At 69.6% G+C, this 17093-nt stretch carries 16 protein-coding genes and 1 pseudogene; 10 read left to right on the top strand and 7 right to left on the bottom strand.

Features of this window, described 5'->3' with window-relative positions; all coding sequences use genetic code 11:
• Positions 1-24: 24 nt before the first annotated feature.
• Positions 25-1470, top strand: a complete 1446-nt coding sequence (locus Q7X29_RS29245) for an MFS transporter (RefSeq protein ID WP_374104889.1) — start codon at positions 25-27, stop codon at positions 1468-1470.
• 4 nt (positions 1471-1474) lie between these two features.
• Here the strand turns inward: Q7X29_RS29245 and Q7X29_RS29240 are convergent, their stop codons facing one another.
• Together Q7X29_RS29240 and Q7X29_RS29235 are read right to left on the bottom strand one after the other, a co-directional pair.
• Positions 1475-2206, bottom strand: a complete 732-nt coding sequence (locus tag Q7X29_RS29240; RefSeq protein ID WP_316575967.1) for a helix-turn-helix domain-containing protein — start codon at positions 2204-2206, stop codon at positions 1475-1477.
• Positions 2207-2223: 17 nt separating this feature from the next.
• Positions 2224-2997 (bottom strand): helix-turn-helix domain-containing protein, encoded by a 774-nt coding sequence (locus tag Q7X29_RS29235; RefSeq protein WP_255588179.1) that lies wholly within the window; start codon positions 2995-2997, stop codon positions 2224-2226.
• Between the two features lie 388 nt (positions 2998-3385).
• Between Q7X29_RS29235 and Q7X29_RS29230 the strand changes: the two genes are divergently transcribed.
• The 3 genes from Q7X29_RS29230 to Q7X29_RS29220 all read left to right on the top strand — a co-directional run bounded on the left by Q7X29_RS29230 (position 3386) and on the right by Q7X29_RS29220 (position 6188).
• Complete coding sequence (locus tag Q7X29_RS29230; RefSeq protein ID WP_316575966.1) at positions 3386-3970, top strand: CHAP domain-containing protein; 585 nt, start codon at positions 3386-3388, stop codon at positions 3968-3970.
• A gap of 188 nt (positions 3971-4158) precedes the next feature.
• On the top strand, positions 4159-5307 hold the full coding sequence (locus Q7X29_RS29225) for a hypothetical protein (protein WP_316575965.1): 1149 nt from the start codon (positions 4159-4161) through the stop codon (positions 5305-5307).
• Positions 5308-5468: 161 nt separating this feature from the next.
• Positions 5469-6188 (top strand): DUF1906 domain-containing protein, encoded by a 720-nt coding sequence (locus Q7X29_RS29220; RefSeq protein ID WP_218719861.1) that lies wholly within the window; start codon positions 5469-5471, stop codon positions 6186-6188.
• A gap of 1 nt (position 6189) precedes the next feature.
• Here the strand turns inward: Q7X29_RS29220 and Q7X29_RS29215 are convergent, their stop codons facing one another.
• Both Q7X29_RS29215 and Q7X29_RS29210 read right to left on the bottom strand, forming a co-directional pair.
• Complete coding sequence (locus Q7X29_RS29215; protein ID WP_218719862.1) at positions 6190-6549, bottom strand: hypothetical protein; 360 nt, start codon at positions 6547-6549, stop codon at positions 6190-6192.
• A 102-nt stretch (positions 6550-6651) separates the two neighbouring features.
• Positions 6652-7371 (bottom strand): Rv1157c family protein, encoded by a 720-nt coding sequence (locus Q7X29_RS29210; protein ID WP_255588181.1) that lies wholly within the window; start codon positions 7369-7371, stop codon positions 6652-6654.
• 326 nt (positions 7372-7697) lie between these two features.
• Here Q7X29_RS29210 and Q7X29_RS29205 point away from each other — a divergent pair.
• Positions 7698-8954: pseudogene (locus Q7X29_RS29205) on the top strand (mannosyltransferase); the annotation flags it as partial.
• Between the two features lie 4 nt (positions 8955-8958).
• Here Q7X29_RS29205 and Q7X29_RS29200 read toward each other — a convergent pair.
• Positions 8959-9258 carry a 4a-hydroxytetrahydrobiopterin dehydratase gene (locus Q7X29_RS29200; RefSeq protein ID WP_316575964.1) on the bottom strand — a complete coding sequence of 100 codons (300 nt, stop codon included), beginning with the start codon at positions 9256-9258 and terminating at the stop codon, positions 8959-8961.
• 54 nt (positions 9259-9312) lie between these two features.
• Entirely contained in the window at positions 9313-9489 is a 177-nt protein-coding gene (locus Q7X29_RS29195; protein WP_167456179.1) for a hypothetical protein, read from the bottom strand.
• Positions 9490-9613: 124 nt separating this feature from the next.
• Between Q7X29_RS29195 and typA the strand changes: the two genes are divergently transcribed.
• The 5 genes from typA to Q7X29_RS29170 all read left to right on the top strand — a co-directional run bounded on the left by typA (position 9614) and on the right by Q7X29_RS29170 (position 16249).
• The gene (gene typA / locus Q7X29_RS29190) at positions 9614-11518 is read left to right on the top strand and encodes a translational GTPase TypA (RefSeq protein WP_218719865.1); all 1905 of its coding nucleotides are present in this window, start codon (positions 9614-9616) and stop codon (positions 11516-11518) included.
• A 149-nt stretch (positions 11519-11667) separates the two neighbouring features.
• Positions 11668-13389 (top strand): ABC transporter family substrate-binding protein, encoded by a 1722-nt coding sequence (locus Q7X29_RS29185; RefSeq protein WP_374104891.1) that lies wholly within the window; start codon positions 11668-11670, stop codon positions 13387-13389.
• Positions 13371-14279: an N-acetyl-1-D-myo-inositol-2-amino-2-deoxy-alpha-D-glucopyranoside deacetylase gene (gene mshB / locus Q7X29_RS29180; protein ID WP_218719866.1), complete on the top strand. Its 909-nt coding sequence runs from the start codon at positions 13371-13373 to the stop codon at positions 14277-14279. The genes Q7X29_RS29185 and mshB overlap by 19 nt, the downstream gene beginning before the upstream one ends.
• 97 nt (positions 14280-14376) lie before the next feature.
• Positions 14377-15798 (top strand): amino acid permease, encoded by a 1422-nt coding sequence (locus Q7X29_RS29175; protein WP_316575963.1) that lies wholly within the window; start codon positions 14377-14379, stop codon positions 15796-15798.
• Positions 15799-15808: 10 nt separating this feature from the next.
• Positions 15809-16249: a hypothetical protein gene (locus Q7X29_RS29170; RefSeq protein ID WP_218719868.1), complete on the top strand. Its 441-nt coding sequence runs from the start codon at positions 15809-15811 to the stop codon at positions 16247-16249.
• 4 nt (positions 16250-16253) lie between these two features.
• Here the strand turns inward: Q7X29_RS29170 and Q7X29_RS29165 are convergent, their stop codons facing one another.
• Positions 16254-16997: a TetR/AcrR family transcriptional regulator gene (locus Q7X29_RS29165; RefSeq protein ID WP_218719869.1), complete on the bottom strand. Its 744-nt coding sequence runs from the start codon at positions 16995-16997 to the stop codon at positions 16254-16256.
• Positions 16998-17093: the final 96 nt, after the last annotated feature.

The raw sequence follows: 17093 nt of genomic DNA, 5'->3' as shown, positions 1-17093 counted from the left end.
GAATCAAAATTGTGTACTATACACATGCTGTGTACGGTGCATAATGTGTCTGTTACCGCGGCCGACGTCACGCCGGCCTCTCCCGAAACCCGCGGCGTCACGCCGGCCGTGCTCATCGCGGTGCTCAGTACTGTCGGCGTCGTCGTCTCGCTCATGCAGACGCTCGTCATCCCGATCATCCCGTCGCTGCCCGGCCTGCTGAACACCTCGGCGTCCAACGCCTCCTGGGTGGTCACCGCCACGCTGCTGGCCGGCGCGGTCTCCACGCCCATCTCGGGCAAGCTCGGCGACATGTTCGGCAAGCGGCTGGTGCTCGTCGTCAATCTCGGCTTCATGATCGTCGGCTCGGTGATCTGCGCGAGCTTCTCCTCGCTGCTGCCCGAGATCGTCGGCCGCTCGCTGCAGGGCGCCGCGGTGGGCGCGATCCCGCTGGGGATCAGCATCATGCGCGACGAACTGCCCGCCGAGAAGGTCGGCGGCGCGATGGCCGTGATGAGCGCGACCCTCGGCGTCGGCGGCGCGATCGGCCTGCCGTTCGCGGCCGTGATCGCGCAGAACGCGAACTGGCACGTGCTGTTCTGGACCGCCGCCGGACTCGGCGCGGTGTGCGCGGTGCTGGTGTTCGTCTTCGTGCCGGAATCGCCGGTGCGCACGCCGTCGCGGTTCGACTTCGGCGGTGCGGTGGGCCTGTCGATCGCGCTGCTGACGCTGCTGATCGGCATCACCAAGGGCGCCGACTGGGGCTGGGCCAGCGCCTCCATCCTGATCCTGTTCGCCGTCTCGCTGGCGAGCTTCCTGCTCTGGGGTGTCTACGAACTGCGTCAGTCCGCGCCGCTGGTCGACCTGCGGGTCTCGGCGCGACCGCGGGTGCTGTTCACCAACCTGGCCTCGATCGCGGTCGGTTTCGCGCTCTACGGCATGTCGCTGACCTTCCCGCAGTTGCTGATGGCGCCCGAGGCGACCGGCTACGGCTTCGGCCTGTCGATGGTGGTCGCCGGTCTGGCGATGGCGCCGACCGGTCTGGTCATGATGCTGCTCTCGCCGGTCTCGGCGCGGCTGTCGGCGAAGAAGGGCCCCAAGCTGACGCTGGCCCTCGGCTCGGCGGTGATCGGCATCGGCTACCTGTGCGCGGTGGTGATGATGGACAGCGTCTGGCAGATCGTGCTGTCGGCGGTGATCGTCGCCGGTGGTGTCGGCCTGGCCTACGCCGCCATGCCCGCGCTGATCATGGGCGCGGTGCCGATCAGCGAGACCGCCGCGGCCAACGGCCTGAACTCGCTCATGCGCTCGATCGGCACCTCCACCTCCGCGGCCGTGATGAGCGTGGTGCTCGCGCACATGACCATGCAGCTCGGCCCGCACGTGCTGCCCTCGCGCGAGGGTTTCCACACCGCCTTCTTCATCGCGATGGCGGGCGCGGCGGTCGCGATCGTGCTGACCGCGCTCATCCCGATCCGCAAGGCCGACTGAGGGCTCAGTCCGCCGGGATCGGCGCGTAGACCACCAGCGACCAGTCCCGGCGCGGCACCAGCGACGAGCCGAGCGAATGCACGGTCATCGCGGTCGTCGCGCCGGTCGCCGGATCGCGCAGATACATGCGCGGCCCGTCGAGGCTGTGCGCCCCGGCCGGGTCGCTGGTCCAGAACTTCGTCCACTCGGGCGCCTGCGCGCAGGTCTCGACGATCTCATCGATCCGCTGCTGCGGGGCCAGGCCCGGCCCCATCAGCCGGAACCCGTACACGCACAGGTGCGTCTGGGTATCCCAGTCGACGAGCGCGGTCCTGGCGCGCGGGTCGAGCAGCATCCACTCCAGCATCGAGGCGCCCGCCTCCAGGCCGGGGAACCACTGCCGCCACGCGGCGTTGGTGGCTACCACGTCGAACGTCGGGTGCATCTGCAGGCTGGCCGGATGGGTGATCCCGTCGAGCAGGACCAGGTCGGTCGGTCGAACCAGCGGCAGCGGCACGGACTCGTAGCGCGCGGCGATCGCCAGCGAGATCAGGTGATCGCGCATCACGTCCGGGACGGTGAGCGCGTCGAACAGCGCGGTCAGCGCCTCGAGCGTCGGCGGCCGGGTGCCCTGTTCGATCTTCTGGATGAGCGCGGGCGAGATGCCGGCGACGGCGCTGAGCGCCGCCCGGGTCAGTCCCGCCGATTCGCGGCGTTCGCGCAGGTACCGAGCGATCGGCGGATGCGGGTTCTCCACGTCGGGTGCTCTTTCGGCTAGTCGGTCGCCTTCGGCGTGAACGTGATCATCGACCAGTTCCGCCGGGGCAGCGCGAAATCGAGATTGTGCATGGCCAGGGTGGTCGGCTCGCCGGTCTCGGCGTGCACCACCGTCACTTCCGGGTCGTCGAGGGCGTGCGGCCCCGGCGGCTCGGTGGTCCAGAAATACTCCCATTCCGGCGCCGCGGACAGGATCGCGATCAATTCGTCGATTCGCGCCTGCGGCATCGAGCTGGGGCCCATCAGCCGGAAGGCGTAGACGCTCAGGTGGATGTGGCGCTCCCAGTCGTGGATCACCGCGCGCGACGTCGGGTGCAGCAGCATCCACTCGAGCACGGTGATGCCCGGCAGCAGGCCGGGGAACTGCTTGCGCCACGCCTCGTTCACGGCCAGCACGTCGAACGCCGGATACTCCTGCAGGCTGGCCGGATAGGGCAGGCTGTCGATCAGCAGCCGGTCCGCCGCCGGGACCGCCGGGGCGGTGGCGGGCAGCGGGCTGTCGAAGCGATGCGACAGCGACATCATGATGATGTGGCTGCGGAACAGCTCGGGGACGTCGAGCGCGTCGAACAGCGCCGCGAGGGCCTCCAGGGTCGGCGTGCGGGTGCCCTGTTCGATCTTCTGGATCAGGGCGGGGGAGATGCCCGCGGCCTGGCTCAATGCCGCCCTGGTCAGGCCCGACGATTCGCGACGTTCGCGGAGATATCGGGCGATCGAGACGTGGGCGTCCTCCACCTGGGCGATCCCGCCTTTCTGGCCGTACTGGGACAAACTGGGACAGTCGTCTAGCTTGACCGACAGTAAAGCGTTCGCAAAAATTCTCACAGCCGGACGGGACAGCGCCCGGCTGTCAGTCCATCGCGGCACGGTGATCCAGGCCGGAGTACGCGCTGGTCAAGACTGTGTGTTCCGGAGCGGTACGTGTTCGAAACCACGTCCGCGCCCCGCGCGTGGACGTCGCCGGAGGGGACGGCACGCACGCTGGATGCGCGCCGAGAGCGCGGTAGCGAGCCGATACCCGGGTGGCGCAGGGGTCCACCCGGTGATCGTCTCCCACCCGGCCCGCTCCGGAGCACGCAATATTCGCGGCCCGTTTCGGGAACCGCGGCCGTCTCCGGTTCGTCTTAGAGATCAGAAGACAGATCGAAAGCGGGGGGCGATGACGCTAGTGCAAGCCGAACGTACCGGTCGCCGGGGGCGCTGGGCGCTCGGCATCTCGGGATTGCTCGCGGTGACGGCCGTGGTCGTCGTCGGATTGGTGTGGTGGCAGCACGACTGGGGCGAGCAGTTCCCTGCGCTCGACAGCGAACACCTCGACGAACAGCAGATCGCCCTGGTCGACGTGCTGCGTCGCGAATACGACCGCCCCGGCGCCGGAACGAAGTACGCCGAGGGCGTCGAGGAGGCCTGGTGCGCCGATTTCGTCAGCTGGACGATGCGCGCGGCGGGCAGACCGCTGGCCAATCCGAATTCCGGCTCCTGGCGTATCCCCGGCGTCTACACCCTGACCGAGTACTACCAGCAGGTCGGTCGGTTCACCCCCGGTGACGTCGGCTACCGGCCCCGCACGGGCGACGTGGTGCTCTACGGCCCGGCCAGCCCGCTCGGCCAGCACACCAACATCGTGCTGAAAGCCGAGGGCGACACGATCACCACGATCGGCGGCAACGAGCTGGGCGGGGTACGGGTGCGCACCATCCGACCGGCCGAAACCGCTGATCTGGTCGGTTATGGACGTTTCTGAAATCGATTGTCGCTCAAGACAACTGCCATGAAGCTGGACGGCGGTACCACGCGGGTACCCGTACGATGGAAGCGGTGGCGCCCGGCAGCGCCCCGGCCGACCCCTCCGTCCTGCTTCCCCCTCATCGGCAGGACGGGGGTGTTGTGCCATCAACCGGGGGTTTCCCTGCGTCACGTACGGTGTCCGATGTGCGCGCGAAGGTGACCGAGCAGGCTCGACGAGACCCGAAGTGGATCGAGTACGCCGATTTCGGCGAGCGCTTCGTCGCCTACGCGGTGACCGAGGAGCGCATCGCCGCCGCGGTGGCGGGCATGACCGGCCGCGGCGTGACGATCGGCCCGTTCTCCCTCGGCCCCGCCGGACTCGCCGGCTTCGTCGCCGAGGGCACCCTCGGGACACCCGTGGTCACCCGCAATTCCGGTGACGCGCTGGCCTTCGGTGTCCGGATACCGCTGACGCTGGCGGTGAACCTGGTGCTCGGCGGACGCAAGCTACGCCTGGCCGCCGTCGTCGAGATCGGGCTGACGCTGCACGCGCGCACCGCGCAACCGCTGCTGGTGGTGATCGACGTGGCCCCCGTGACCGCCAAGGACGTGAGCTTCACGCTGCGCGCCGAGGCCATCGACACCGCCTGGGAGATGCTGCTCGACCCGATCGCGGGCCTGGTGCAGCGCGAGGTCGCGAACCGGGTGAACGCCATCGTCGGCGACCCGAAGGTCCGCTCCGAGCGGGTCTTCGACATCGAGGCCATCCTCGACGGCTACCGCTCGCCGCATCGCAACGACACCGTCTTCGAGTGGATCGACTTCCGCGAGTTCGGCCTGCGCTTCTTCACCCACATCGTCACCAGGGAACGCGTGCACGACGTGGTCGCGCAGATGGCGGGCAGCGAGATCGTGGTCGGCCCGCTCTCGGAGGGTCCGCGGGGCGCGGCCACGGTGACCGTGCGCGGCGCGATCGAGCAGGCGCGCGTGATCGACCGCGGGATGGGCGCCCCGGGCGATCCCCGGGTGTTCGACATGACGCTGCCCGTCGGCCTCGACATCACCGTCGACGTGCTCAAGGCCAATCACTACCGCGCCGACCTGGAGATTCCGCTGGTCCTCACGGCCAGGGCCGCCGAGCCGCTGCAGATCGTCATCGACGTGCCGCCGCCCGCGCTCGAGGACATCTCGATGGAATTCACCGCAAAGGGGCTGCGCGCGGCCACCCTGGCCCGGCTGGCCGGGATCAAGAAGCAGGTGATGGCACAGGTCGTCGCCGTGGTCAGCACCGAGCTGGCCGATCCGTCGGGCCGCACCATCGACGTGGGCGCGGCCATCGACAGCGCCACCTGACCTGTGTGACAGCTGGGACGAAAGTGACCTTTGGTTCTGGCGGTTCCCCTGTGGTTGTGGTGAAATGAGTGCACGTTCGAGGCTCCCGGCGCGCGGGATTCGGGGAAGGCGCGCCGGGCACGCTGCCGGTTGAAGGTCGGGTTGCGCGAAGGAGCTCTGCGATGCGTTCTGTTCCGGTGACCCGGCGGGAGTTCTTCGGCTTCGCCGCTGCCGCGACCACGGTCGGGCTCGGCCTGGCCGCCACCTCCGCCGCACCCGCGGCCGCCCAATCCTTCGGCACCCTGGTCGATTACGCCGCGGGCGTGCCCTCGGCCGAGGCGATCAGGGACGCGGGGCACATCGGCGTGATCCGCTACGTCTCCGACCGCAGGCCCGGCGCGGAGTGGATGGCGGGCAAGCCGCTGCTGGCGGCCGAGGTCGAGCAATTGTGGGCGGCCGGGTTGTCGATCGTGTCGAACTATCAGTTCGGCAAGGGCCCGACGGCCGACTGGCGCGGCGGCCTGGAAGCGGGCAAGCAGCACGCCGAGCGCGGCTGGGAATTGCACACCGCCGCCGGTGGTCCCGACACCGCGCCGATCTACGCCTCGATCGACGACAACCCCTCCGAGGAGGAGTTCGACGAGATGATCGCGCCCTACATCGAAGGGTGGCAGTCGGTGCTCGGCGCCGATCTCGTCGGCATCTACGCCAACACCCCCACCATCGACCGCGCGCTCGACGCCGGGCTGGGTTCCTGGTTCTGGCAGCACAATTGGGGCACGCCGAAGGGCTATGTGCACCCGGCCGCCCAGCTGCACCAGTTCGAGATCGACAAGCGCGATATCGACGGCATCGGCGTCGATCTGAACCGGGTGCTGGCCACCGACTACGGCCAGTGGTGAGCTAGGTCTGGCAGTGGCAGGTCGGCGCGAGCCGGAGATCCGGCTCGTCGTCGGGGATGACCCGCAGCGCGGCCCGGCCTTCGGGTTCGGCGAGCACGCCGCGCCACGACAGCAACGACCAGCGCGACAGACCCGACAGCGCCGAACCCAGGCTCGCGAACGAGCCCGAGGAGATCGCCGACCCGAACGAGCCGACCGAGCCGATCGAGAGCACCGAGCCGACGCTGCCGATCGACAGGATCGAATAGGCCGAGCCGATCGACAGGATCGAACCCTCGGATCGGTAGGACAGGATGGAACGGCTGGACCGCCTGCTGCGGATCGACCGAGCGGCGCGGGATGAACCTTGCGTGGTCGCCATGGTTCTCGGTCTACCACATCGCGATGCCCGCGGGAACCCGCCGACAACGACAGAGCCCGGCCGGTTCCCGAGGGAACGGACCGGGCTCGGTGCGTCGCGGACCTAGACGGTGAAGAAGCCCAGGGTCGGCATGAAGGTGCAGGTGCGCGGGGCGGCGCCCTCGGCCTGCGTGGTCAGCGAGCCGGAGACGACGGCGACGACGCGACCGTGGCCGGTGCTGGCGATGGCCGAGAGGGTGGCCGGGCCGCCGGGGTTGATCTTGGCCTCGTCGGTCAGCGTCTGGATCGCGGACTGGCGGGTGTCGAGGTTGAGCCACTGCACCGTCATCGGCGGGTTCTGCTCGGCGGTCGGCGCCTTGGTGCCGAGCGCGGTGAACACGAAACCGGCCTGACCGGCGGCGACGCCGGGCGGGGGCAGCTGGGCCGGGCCCGCGACCGCGAGCGCGGTGCCGACCGAGTCGGCGCCGTCGCCGATGCAGCCCTTGCCGATCGTCGGGTACAGGAACTGCGCGATGACCGGGCCGTCCTGCGGGATCTCCGGGCCACCGCCGCCGCTGCCGTCGAGGAAGGTGATGATCCGCTCGAGCGTGGACTTGATGGCCGGCGGCAGGTTCAGGGTGGCCAGCAGGGCGCGCGCCTGATCGAGCAGCGCGGTCTGCGGGCTGGCGACGTCGGCGGGGCCGGCGATCAGGCCCGCGACGGCGGGGGCGAAGGCGGCCAGCGCGTCGACCGGGACGCCCTCGGGCACCATCGGAACGCTGATCGGCGCGGCCTGCGGAGCAGGTGCCGGAGCGGCGATGGTCGACGCCGGCGCGGCGAGCATGGCGCTTGCCGCAATGGCGAATGCGGTCGTTGCGATCCGCGATCCTCGGCTACGAAGCACTTGTCCAGCCGTCCTTACCTCGGTGTTGCGATGGGGCGAGGGGTATCGAGCCCTTCGATGTCGGGGTCACTCTAAGGACATCGCTGCCGTGTTGTACAGCCGCCCGGCCGCTGGCGGCGAACCGGCGGCCGTGTTCATCGACGCTAACCCCCGTTGGTGTTACAGCTGGGGATGTTGATGCAAATGTTACCGATGGTGTCGCGCGCCCTCGCGCGAACCCGTGCGCGCGGCTGTCCGTGGTCGCCCGGTTAAGGTGAGGAAAGCACCGCGACGCCGCCCACTCGACCGAAAGCCTGGCATTGAACCGACACCTCCGATGGGCTCTCGCGCTGCTCGGATTGTCCGTGCTCGCCAGGCTGGGCTGGATGCTGTTCGCGAAGAACGGCCTCAATGTCGTCGATCTGCACGTGTATGTGGACGGCTCGGCCGCGCTGCTCACCGATCGCCTCTACGACTTCACCTACGCGGAGAAGACGCCGGACTTCCCGCTGCCGTTCACCTATCCGCCGTTCGCCGCGCTGGTCTTCTTCCCGCTGCACTATCTGCCGTTCGCGGCGGTCGCCGTCGGCTGGATGCTGGCCACCGTCGCCGCGCTCTACGGCGTGATCCGGATCAGCTTCGAACTGCTGCTCGGCGCGGAGCGGGCCAAGCGGACGCGGTGGATCACGGCCGCGGTCGGCTGGACGGCGCTGGGCGTCTGGCTGGAGCCGGTGCGCACGACCATCGACTACGGCCAGGTCAATGTGTTCCTGGTGTTCGGCGCGATGCTGGCGGTGCGCAGTGCGCGGTGGTGGATCTCGGGCACGCTGGTCGGCGTGATCGCCGGCATCAAGCTGACGCCCGCGATCACCGGGCTGTATTTCGTGGCCCGCCGCCGCTGGGCGACGGTGCTGTGGTCGGCGGCGGCCTTCGGGCTGACCGTCGCTGTGAGCTTTCTCATCAACGCGCACGAGGCGAAGCGGTACTTCGGCACGCTGCTCGGGGACGCGGACCGGATCGGGCCGGTGGGGTCGGTGTGGAACCAGTCGCTGCGCGGCGCGCTGAGCCGGATCCTCGGCTACGACGTGCAGTCCGGGCCGTGGTGGCTCGCCGCGGTCCTGGTCACGGCGGTGCTGGCGGTCCTCGCCTGGCGCACGCTGGGCCCCGACGACCGGCTCGGCACCCTGGTGCTGGTGCAGCTGTTCGGCCTGATGATCTCGCCGATCTCCTGGTCGCACCACTGGGTCTGGCTGATCCCGACGGTGCTGTGGCTGCTCTACGGCCCGCTGCGGGAGCAGCGCGTCGCGCGGATCATCGCCGGATTCTGGGTGCTGACGATGCTGATCGGCGTGCCCTGGGTGCTGTCGTTCGCACAGCCGACCATCTGGACGATCCCCCGGCCGTGGCCGCTGGCCTGGCTCGGCGCGGTCGACGTGATCGGGGTGTTCGTGCTGCTCGGCTGGCTGATCTGGCACGGCCGCGACACCCTGCGCGCGCAGGCGCGTGGGCTGGGTCGCCGGGCCGAAGTGCCCGCCGCGAGCTGAGGTTTCAGCCGCCGACGAGGTCGTCGATGGTGTGCGCCATGGTCGTGTCGTTGGCGGTGAGGCCGCCGGCCGAGTGTGTACTCAGGGTGAATCGCAGTGTGCGCCATCGGATATCGATGTCGGGATGATGATCGGCCGCCTCGGCCGCCGTGGCGACCTTGCGGACCAGTTCGATGCCGGCCGGAAACGACTCCGCCTGCACCGTGCGGGTGATCGCGTCGCCGTCGCGTGACCACTGCGGGAGGGTGGCCAGGGCGATGGTGATCTCGGGATCGGAGAGCAACGCCGGTTTCGGAGTACCCATACCTGCAGTTCTACGCCTGCTTCGGGCGGCACGCATCGCCCGTGGTCATCCGCCTCAGGCCGCACGCGCGTGTTTGAGCGCCTTTTTGAGATCTTTACCGCACACTCCGGCGGCCTCGGCCTTCTTCATGCGCATGATGACGACGGGGCATTTGAAGCAGCGCGTCTTCTTTCTGCAGCACTTTTTCTTCGGCTTCAGGCTCGACACCTTCTTCGCCTTCACCTTGCCCATGAGGGTTAGCGTACCCTAAGTACAATGCCTGACACGTGCGTGCCACTCCGGTACCGGTAGGGTGTAACAGGCCGCGATGCCAGATGAATGCGCGCCAATACACCAACAGCAGGAGGATTGAGGCGTGTCGTCTACACGCGATTTTCGCAACGTCGCCATCGTGGCCCACGTCGACCACGGCAAGACGACGCTGGTCGACGCCATGCTTCGTCAGTCGGGCGCGTTCGCTGAGCGAGCCGAACTGGTCGACCGGGTCATGGACTCCGGAGATCTGGAGCGCGAGAAGGGCATCACCATTCTCGCCAAGAACACGGCGGTCCACCGCCATCACCCCGACGGCTCCGTCACCGTCATCAACGTGATCGACACCCCCGGCCACGCCGACTTCGGCGGTGAGGTCGAGCGCGGCCTGTCCATGGTCGACGGTGTCGTGCTGCTCGTCGACGCGTCCGAGGGCCCGCTGCCGCAGACCCGGTTCGTGCTGCGCAAGGCGCTCGCGGCCAAGCTGCCGGTGATCCTGGTCGTCAACAAGACCGACCGCCCCGACGCCCGGATCGAGGAGGTCGTCGAGGAGTCGCACGACCTGCTGCTCGACCTGGCCTCCGACCTCGACGACGAGGCCGCCGAAGCCGCCGAGCTGGCGCTGGACCTGCCGGTCCTGTACGCCTCCGGCCGCGAGGGCAAGGCCTCCAAGGAGCGTCCCGAGAACGGCTCGGCGCCCGACGCCGAGAACCTCGACGCCCTGTTCGACGTGCTCATGGAGAACATCCCGGCGCCCAAGGGCAACCCGGAGGCGCCGCTGCAGGCCCACGTCACCAACCTCGACGCCTCGGCCTTCCTCGGCCGTCTCGCCCTGGTTCGCGTGCACAACGGTGAGCTGCGCAAGGGTCAGAACGTCACCTGGATCAACGCCGAGGGCGCCAAGCAGGTCAAGATCACCGAGCTGCTGCAGACCATCGGTGTCGAGCGTCAGCCGGGCGAGGTCGCCGTCGCCGGTGACATCGTCGCGATCGCCGGTATCCCGGACATCATGATCGGCGACACCCTCGCCGACACCGAGAACCCGGTCGCGCTGCCGCGTATCTCCGTCGACGAGCCCGCCATCTCGGTGGTCATCGGCACCAACACCTCGCCGCTGGTCGGCCGGGTGCAGGGCCACAAGCTGACCGCCCGCATGGTGAAGTCGCGCCTGGACCAGGAACTGATCGGCAACGTGTCGCTGCGCGTGCTCGACATCGGCCGTCCCGACGCCTGGGAGGTGCAGGGCCGTGGTGAGCTGGCGCTGGCCATCCTGGTCGAGCAGATGCGCCGCGAGGGCTTCGAGCTGACCGTCGGCAAGCCGCAGGTGGTCACCAAGACCGTCGACGGCAAGGTGCACGAGCCGTTCGAAGAGCTGACCATCGACTGCCCCGACGAGTACCTGGGCGCCATCACCCAGTTGCTGGCCGCCCGCAAGGGCAAGATGGTGCAGATGAGCAACCACGCCGCCGGCTGGGTGCGCATGGAGTTCATCGTCCCGTCGCGTGGCCTCATCGGCTTCCGGACCGTGTTCCTCACCGAGACCCGCGGCACCGGCATCGCCAACGCCGTCTCCCACGGCTACGCGCCGTGGGCCGGTGAGATCCGCGCCCGCCACACCGGTTCGCTGGTGTCGGACCGCGCGGGCACCGTCACCCCGTTCGCGATGATCCAGCTGGCCGACCGTGGTCAGTTCTTCGTCGAGCCGGGCTCGGACACCTACGAGGGCATGGTCGTCGGCATCAACCCGCGTGCCGAGGATCTCGACATCAACGTCACCCGCGAGAAGAAGCTGACCAACATGCGCAGCGCGACCGCGGACACGTTCGAGACCATGGCCAAGCCGTTGCAGCTCGACCTGGAGCTGGCGATGGAGTTCTGCGCCGGCGACGAGTGCGTGGAGGTCACCCCCGAGGTCGTCCGTGTGCGCAAGGTGGTGCTCGGCGCCAACGAGCGTGCGCGCGACCTGTCGCGCCGCAAGGCCCGCGACCGCGCGGTGAGCAACTCCTGATCAGGTTCTGACAGTGGGACGGTACTTCGGTACCGTCCCACTGTCGTTTCCGCAGAGACCGGTGCCGTGATCCGGACAGATGGGCGAGGTAGGGTGCCAGAGTGAGTTCGGGGGTCAGACGCGCGAGGTGGCGCGTGGCGGTGATGGTGATGACGGCCTCGACGGCGGTCCTCGCCGGTTGCACCGCGAATCCACCGCCGCCGATCGAGAGCACCGATTCGCCCAAGACCACCCAGGCCAAGCCGGGGAAGAACACGGTCGTGGTCGCGATCGACGACATCGGCATCGGGTTCAATCCGCATCTGCGCTCGGATCAGTCGCCCGCCACCAACGCGGTGAGTTCGATGGTGCTGCCGAGCCCGTTCCGGCCGGTGGCGGCGCAGGCGCATCCGGCCGTGGTCGACTGGGTGCCCGACGCCTCGCTCATCGAGTCGGCCGATGTCACCGCGCAGGAGCCGTTCACGATCACCTACACGCTGCGCAACCAGGCCAACTGGTCCGACGGCGCCCCGATCGCGGCCGAGGACTTCCGGTTCCTGTGGCAGCAGATGACGACCCAGCCCGGCGTGGTCGACCCGGCCGGCTACCGGCTGATCTCGGACGTGGCGTCGTCCGGGGGCGGCAAGACGGTCACCGTGACGTTGACCCAGCCGTATCCGGCCTGGCGCGAACTGTTCTCGAACCTGCTGCCCTCGCACCTGGTGAAGGACTCGCCGGGCGGGTTCACCAGCGGCCTGGTCGACCGGATTCCGGTCTCGGGCGGCAATTTCACGATCAAGTCGGTCGACCGCGGGCGCGACGAGATCCTGCTCGAGCGCAACGACCGCTTCTGGGGCACCCCGGCCGCGCCGGACCAGATCCTGTTCCGCCGCGGCGGTACGCCTTCGCAGCTGGCCGAGTCGCTGCGCACCGGCGACGCGCAGATGGCGCTGGTGCACGGCGGCGTCGCGACCCAGGCCCAGCTCGCCGCGATCCCGTCGGTGCGGACCACGATCATGCCGCAGGCCCGCGAGCTGCAACTGGCGCTCAACGGCCGCTCGGGTGACCTCACCGACGTGCGCGTGCGCAAGGCGGTGCTCGCGCTGCTCGATCCCGCGCTGCTGGCCACCGTCGGCGCGCAGACCGGCGGCTGGGTGGAACCCGCACGCGCCCAGGTGCTCCCGCCGTCGAGTCCCGGCTACGTCCCGACCGCGCCGCCCCGGCTGAGCACCGAGGAGGCGTTCGCGCTGCTGGCCGAGGCCGGTTTCGGCCGCGCGCCGGAGACGCCGCAGACCGGCTCGCCGACCTCGCCCGCGCCGCGCCCGCGCTCGGTGGCGCGCAACGGCAAGGGTCTGTCGGTGCGGATCGGCGCCGTCAACGAGGACGCGGCCGCGCTGGCCGTGGCCAATACCGCCGCCGACCAATTGCGCAGCGCGGGCATCGATGCCACCGTGCGCGGCGTGCCCGCCGACGAGCTGTACGGCAAGGACCTCACCGAATCCGCGATCGACGCCATCGTCGGCTGGGAGCTGGCCGGGGACGACCCCGCGACGGTGCTGGCCTCGCGCTACGGTTGCGCCCCGCCGGAGCTTCCCGGCGCCGACAGCAAGGCGCTGGCGGCGGCCGAGGCCTACCGCAAGGCGCCCAGCAACATCGGCGGCGTGTGCGACCCGACCCTGCAACCCTCGATCGACGAGGCGTTGCGCGGGGTCGAGGTGCCGCGCGTGCTGGCCGAGGCAGAGCCCAAGCTGTGGGAACTGTCGACGGTGCTGCCGATCGTGCAGGACAACGTCGTCGCCGCGGCGGGCCCGCGGGTGGACGGCGTCTCGCTGGCCGGTGCGATCCAGGTCGGCATCTTCGCAGACACGGCGCAATGGCGGAGGATCCCGTGACGCATTCGACCCGCGAGACCGGCGGCCTGCTGCTGGTGCACGCCCACCCCGACGACGAAACCCTCACCACCGGTGGCACGATCGCGCACTATCGCAAGCGCGGCCGTCCGGTGACGGTGGTGACCTGCACCCTCGGCGAGGAGGGCGAGGTCATCGGTGCGCGCTGGGCGGGCCTGATCGCCGCCGAGGCCGACCAGCTCGGCGGCTACCGCATCGCCGAACTCACCGCGGCGCTGGACGCGCTGGACGCGGGCGCGCCGTGGTTCCTCGGCGGCGCGGGCCGCTGGCGCGATTCCGGCATGGCGGGCACGCCGTCGGCCGCGCATCCACGGGCCTTCGTGAACTCCGGCGACGCCGCGGTCGAGGCGCTCGTCGAGGTGCTGCTGGAGCTGAAGCCGAAGGTCGTGGTGACCTACGATCCGCGCGGCGGCTACGGCCACCCCGACCACATCCGCGCGCACGAGATCACCACCGCGGCCGTCGCGGCGGCGGCCGAGCGGGGCTGGGACGTGCCCAAGTTCTACTGGACCGTCACCGACGGCGACCTGCTGCGCCAGCACACCGCCGCGCTGGCCCGCCGCACCGTCGACGAGTTGCCCGGCGCGCTGCCCGCCGGTTGGCGGTTGCCGGTGGAGGCCGAGCTGGCCGCCATGTCGACGACGGGCGTGACCACCGTGGTCGACGTCTCCGACGCCGTCTCGGCCAAGCGCGCCGCGATGCGCGCGCACGCCACCCAGGTGACCGTCGCGCCCAGTGGCCGGGAGTTCGCCCTGTCCAACAACATCGCGTTGCCGGTGCTGCCGGAGGAACACTTCACGCTCGTGCGCGGTACGCGCGGCCAGGTGGGCGCCGACGGCTTCGAGCACGACCTGTTCGCCGGCCTCGACTGAGTCGCTAGCCACGGGGTTGCCGTGCCTGCCGGGTGGGTCGACCGGTAGGTTTCCGATGTCCGCGTATCCGGGTGTTCTCAGCACAAGGGGTGGCGTCATGACCGTAGTGGGTGATCGGCCGGAACTCGAAGACGAGGACGCGGGTTACCACAAGTCCCTGGGCAAACGGCAGCTGATGATGATCGCCATCGGCGGCGCGATCGGGACCGGGTTGTTCCTGAGTTCCGGTGGCAGGCTGGCCAGTGCGGGGCCGTCGCTGTGGATCGTCTACGCCGTCTGCGGTGTGTTCGTGTTCTTCATCCTGCGGGCGCTGGGCGAATTGGTGCTGCACCGGCCGACCTCGGGCTCCTTCGTCTCCTATGCCCGCGAATTCCTCGGGGAGAAGGCGGCTTTCGTGGCCGGCTGGATGTACTTCCTGAACTGGTCGATGACCGGCATCGCCGACTCCACCGCGATCGCGTTGTACTTCCACTACTGGTCGCCGCTGACGGTGGTGCCGCAGTGGCTGCTGGCGCTGATCGCGCTGGTGATCGTGCTCATCGTGAACCTGGTGAGCGTCAAGGCCTTCGGGGAGATGGAGTTCTGGGCGGCGCTGGTGAAGGTGACGGCGTTGTGCGCGTTCCTGGTCGTCGGCACGGTGTTCCTGCTCGGCCGGTTCACCGTCCGCGGCGAGCCGACCGGGCCGCCGATGATCGCCGAGTACGGCGGGCTGTTCCCGACCGGCATCCTGCCGCTGGTCACCGTCACCTCGGGGGTCGTGTTCGCCTACGCGGCCGTCGAGCTGGTCGGCACGGCGGCGGGAGAGACCAAGGACGCCGAGAAGCTGATGCCGCGGGCGATCAATTCGGTGATCCTGCGGATCGCGGTGTTCTACGTGGGGTCGCTGCTGCTGCTCGGACTCCTGTTGCCCTACACCGCCTATCACGCGGGCGAGAGCCCGTTCGTCACCTTCTTCGCCGCGCTCGGCGTGCCGGGAATCGGTTCGCTGATGAACATCGTGGTGCTCACCGCCGCCTTCTCCAGCCTCAACGCCGGGCTGTACTCGACCGGCCGAATCCTGCGCTCGATGTCGGTGCGCGGCAGCGCGCCCCGGTTCACGGCCGTGATGAGCAGCCACGGCGTGCCCTACGGCGGCATCCTGCTCACCTTCGGCATCGCCCTGCTCGGCGTGGTGCTCAACGGCGTCGTCCCCGATCAGGCGTTCGAGATCGTGCTGAACCTGGCCTCGCTGGGCATCCTGGCCTCCTGGGGCACCATCGTGCTGTGTCAGTTGCAGATGTGGCGGCTGTGGCGACAGGGCCGGATCGAGCGCCCCGCGTTCCGGATGATGGGCGCGCCCTACACCGGCCTGCTGACGTTGGCGTTCCTGTTCACCGTGCTGGTCCTGATGGCGATCGACCGGCCGGTGGGCACCTGGACGGTGGCGAGCCTGGTGCTCATCGTGCCCGCGTTGCTGATCGGCTGGCGCATCGCCGGGCCACGCGTGCGGGCGGCCCGGTCGACCGGTTCGGCCGAATAGACTCGCCCCCATGGTGACCGACTCCGCTCAGCCCGCAGGCACGCCGACCGCCGTGCTGCGGTCGGTGCGTCTGCCCGCCCGGTTCGACCCGGTGATCTCGGGGTTGATCGTGGTGCTGCTGCTCGTCGACGCGCTGATCACGCTGGCCGTCGAGGTGCTGTTCCTGCCGCTCTACGTCGGTGCCGTCGCGCTGCCGGTGGCGGCGCTGCTGGCCGCCCCGATCAATGTGGCGCTGGTCTACGGGATGGAATCGGTGACCTCCCGGCTCGGTTTCGCCTTCGCGCCGATCGTGGTGTGGGTCTTCGGATTCCTGGTGGCGGCCTCGCGCGGACCCGGCGGCGACGTGCTGCTCGGCAGCGACGGTCGCACCCTGCTGCTGCTCGCCTGCGGGGTGCTCGCGCCGGCCGCTTACCTCTACTACCGCTCCAACGTGGGCCTGTTCCGGAGCTGAGGCGTCAGCGGCGCCGGGTCTCGGCGCCGTCCAGGATCAGATCGATCGCCTCGGAGAACTGACTCACCTTCCCGCCCGCCGCCTCGGCGACGACCTGCTCGCGCTGGGCGACATAGCGCCGGTGCAGGCGCGGGTACCGCTGCGACGCGGCGGCGCTGGCCGCCATCACCCGGTCGACCCACTGCTGCGGCGGCAGTCCGCTGCGGGCGATGGTCGTCAGCATCACGGCCTCGTTCGCGCACGAGCCGACGATGAACCGGAAGGCCGTGTTGGTGGTGACGTCGACGACGTCGTCGGGGAAGCCGCCCGCCTCCACGAGCGACAGCATCGAGTCGGTCAGCCGCATCATGTTGGGGCCGAGGTAGGTCAGCGCCGCGTTGCCGAACACGATGGTGACCCACGGGTGGGCCAGCAGGGTCGCGCGCAGGCCGTCGGCCTGTTCGTGCACCGTGGCCCGCCAGTTCGCCGGGTCCGGCTCCGGGAACGGGACCTCTCCGATGACCTGGTCGACGACCAGTTCGAGTAGCTCGTCCTTGTTCGCGACATGGGTGTAGAGCGAGGTCGCGCCCGCGCCGAGCCGGGCGCCCAGCTTGCGCATGCTCAGCGCGTCGAAGCCTTCTTCGTCGAGCAGCGCGATCGCCTCGGCGACGATCTGATCTCGGCTCAGCGCGGGCTGATCTCGGCGTTCGCGGGTCGGCCTGGTCCACACCGATGCGATCTCGGTCGAGTTCGTGCTGCCCGCGGCCATCGCTGCCTCCTGTGCTGGTGATGTGTCGGTCTCCACGTCGCGTGTGCGCACAGCATAGCTCGCTGTGAACACTGTACGGATTTCGAACGGCGTTCC

It is taken from the genome of Nocardia canadensis (genome assembly GCF_032656385.1).
Classification (GTDB): Bacteria; Actinomycetota; Actinomycetes; order Mycobacteriales; family Mycobacteriaceae; genus Nocardia; species Nocardia canadensis.
The sequence above is the reverse complement of the archived record's forward strand: the minus strand, read 5'-3'. Positions and strand labels throughout refer to the sequence as shown.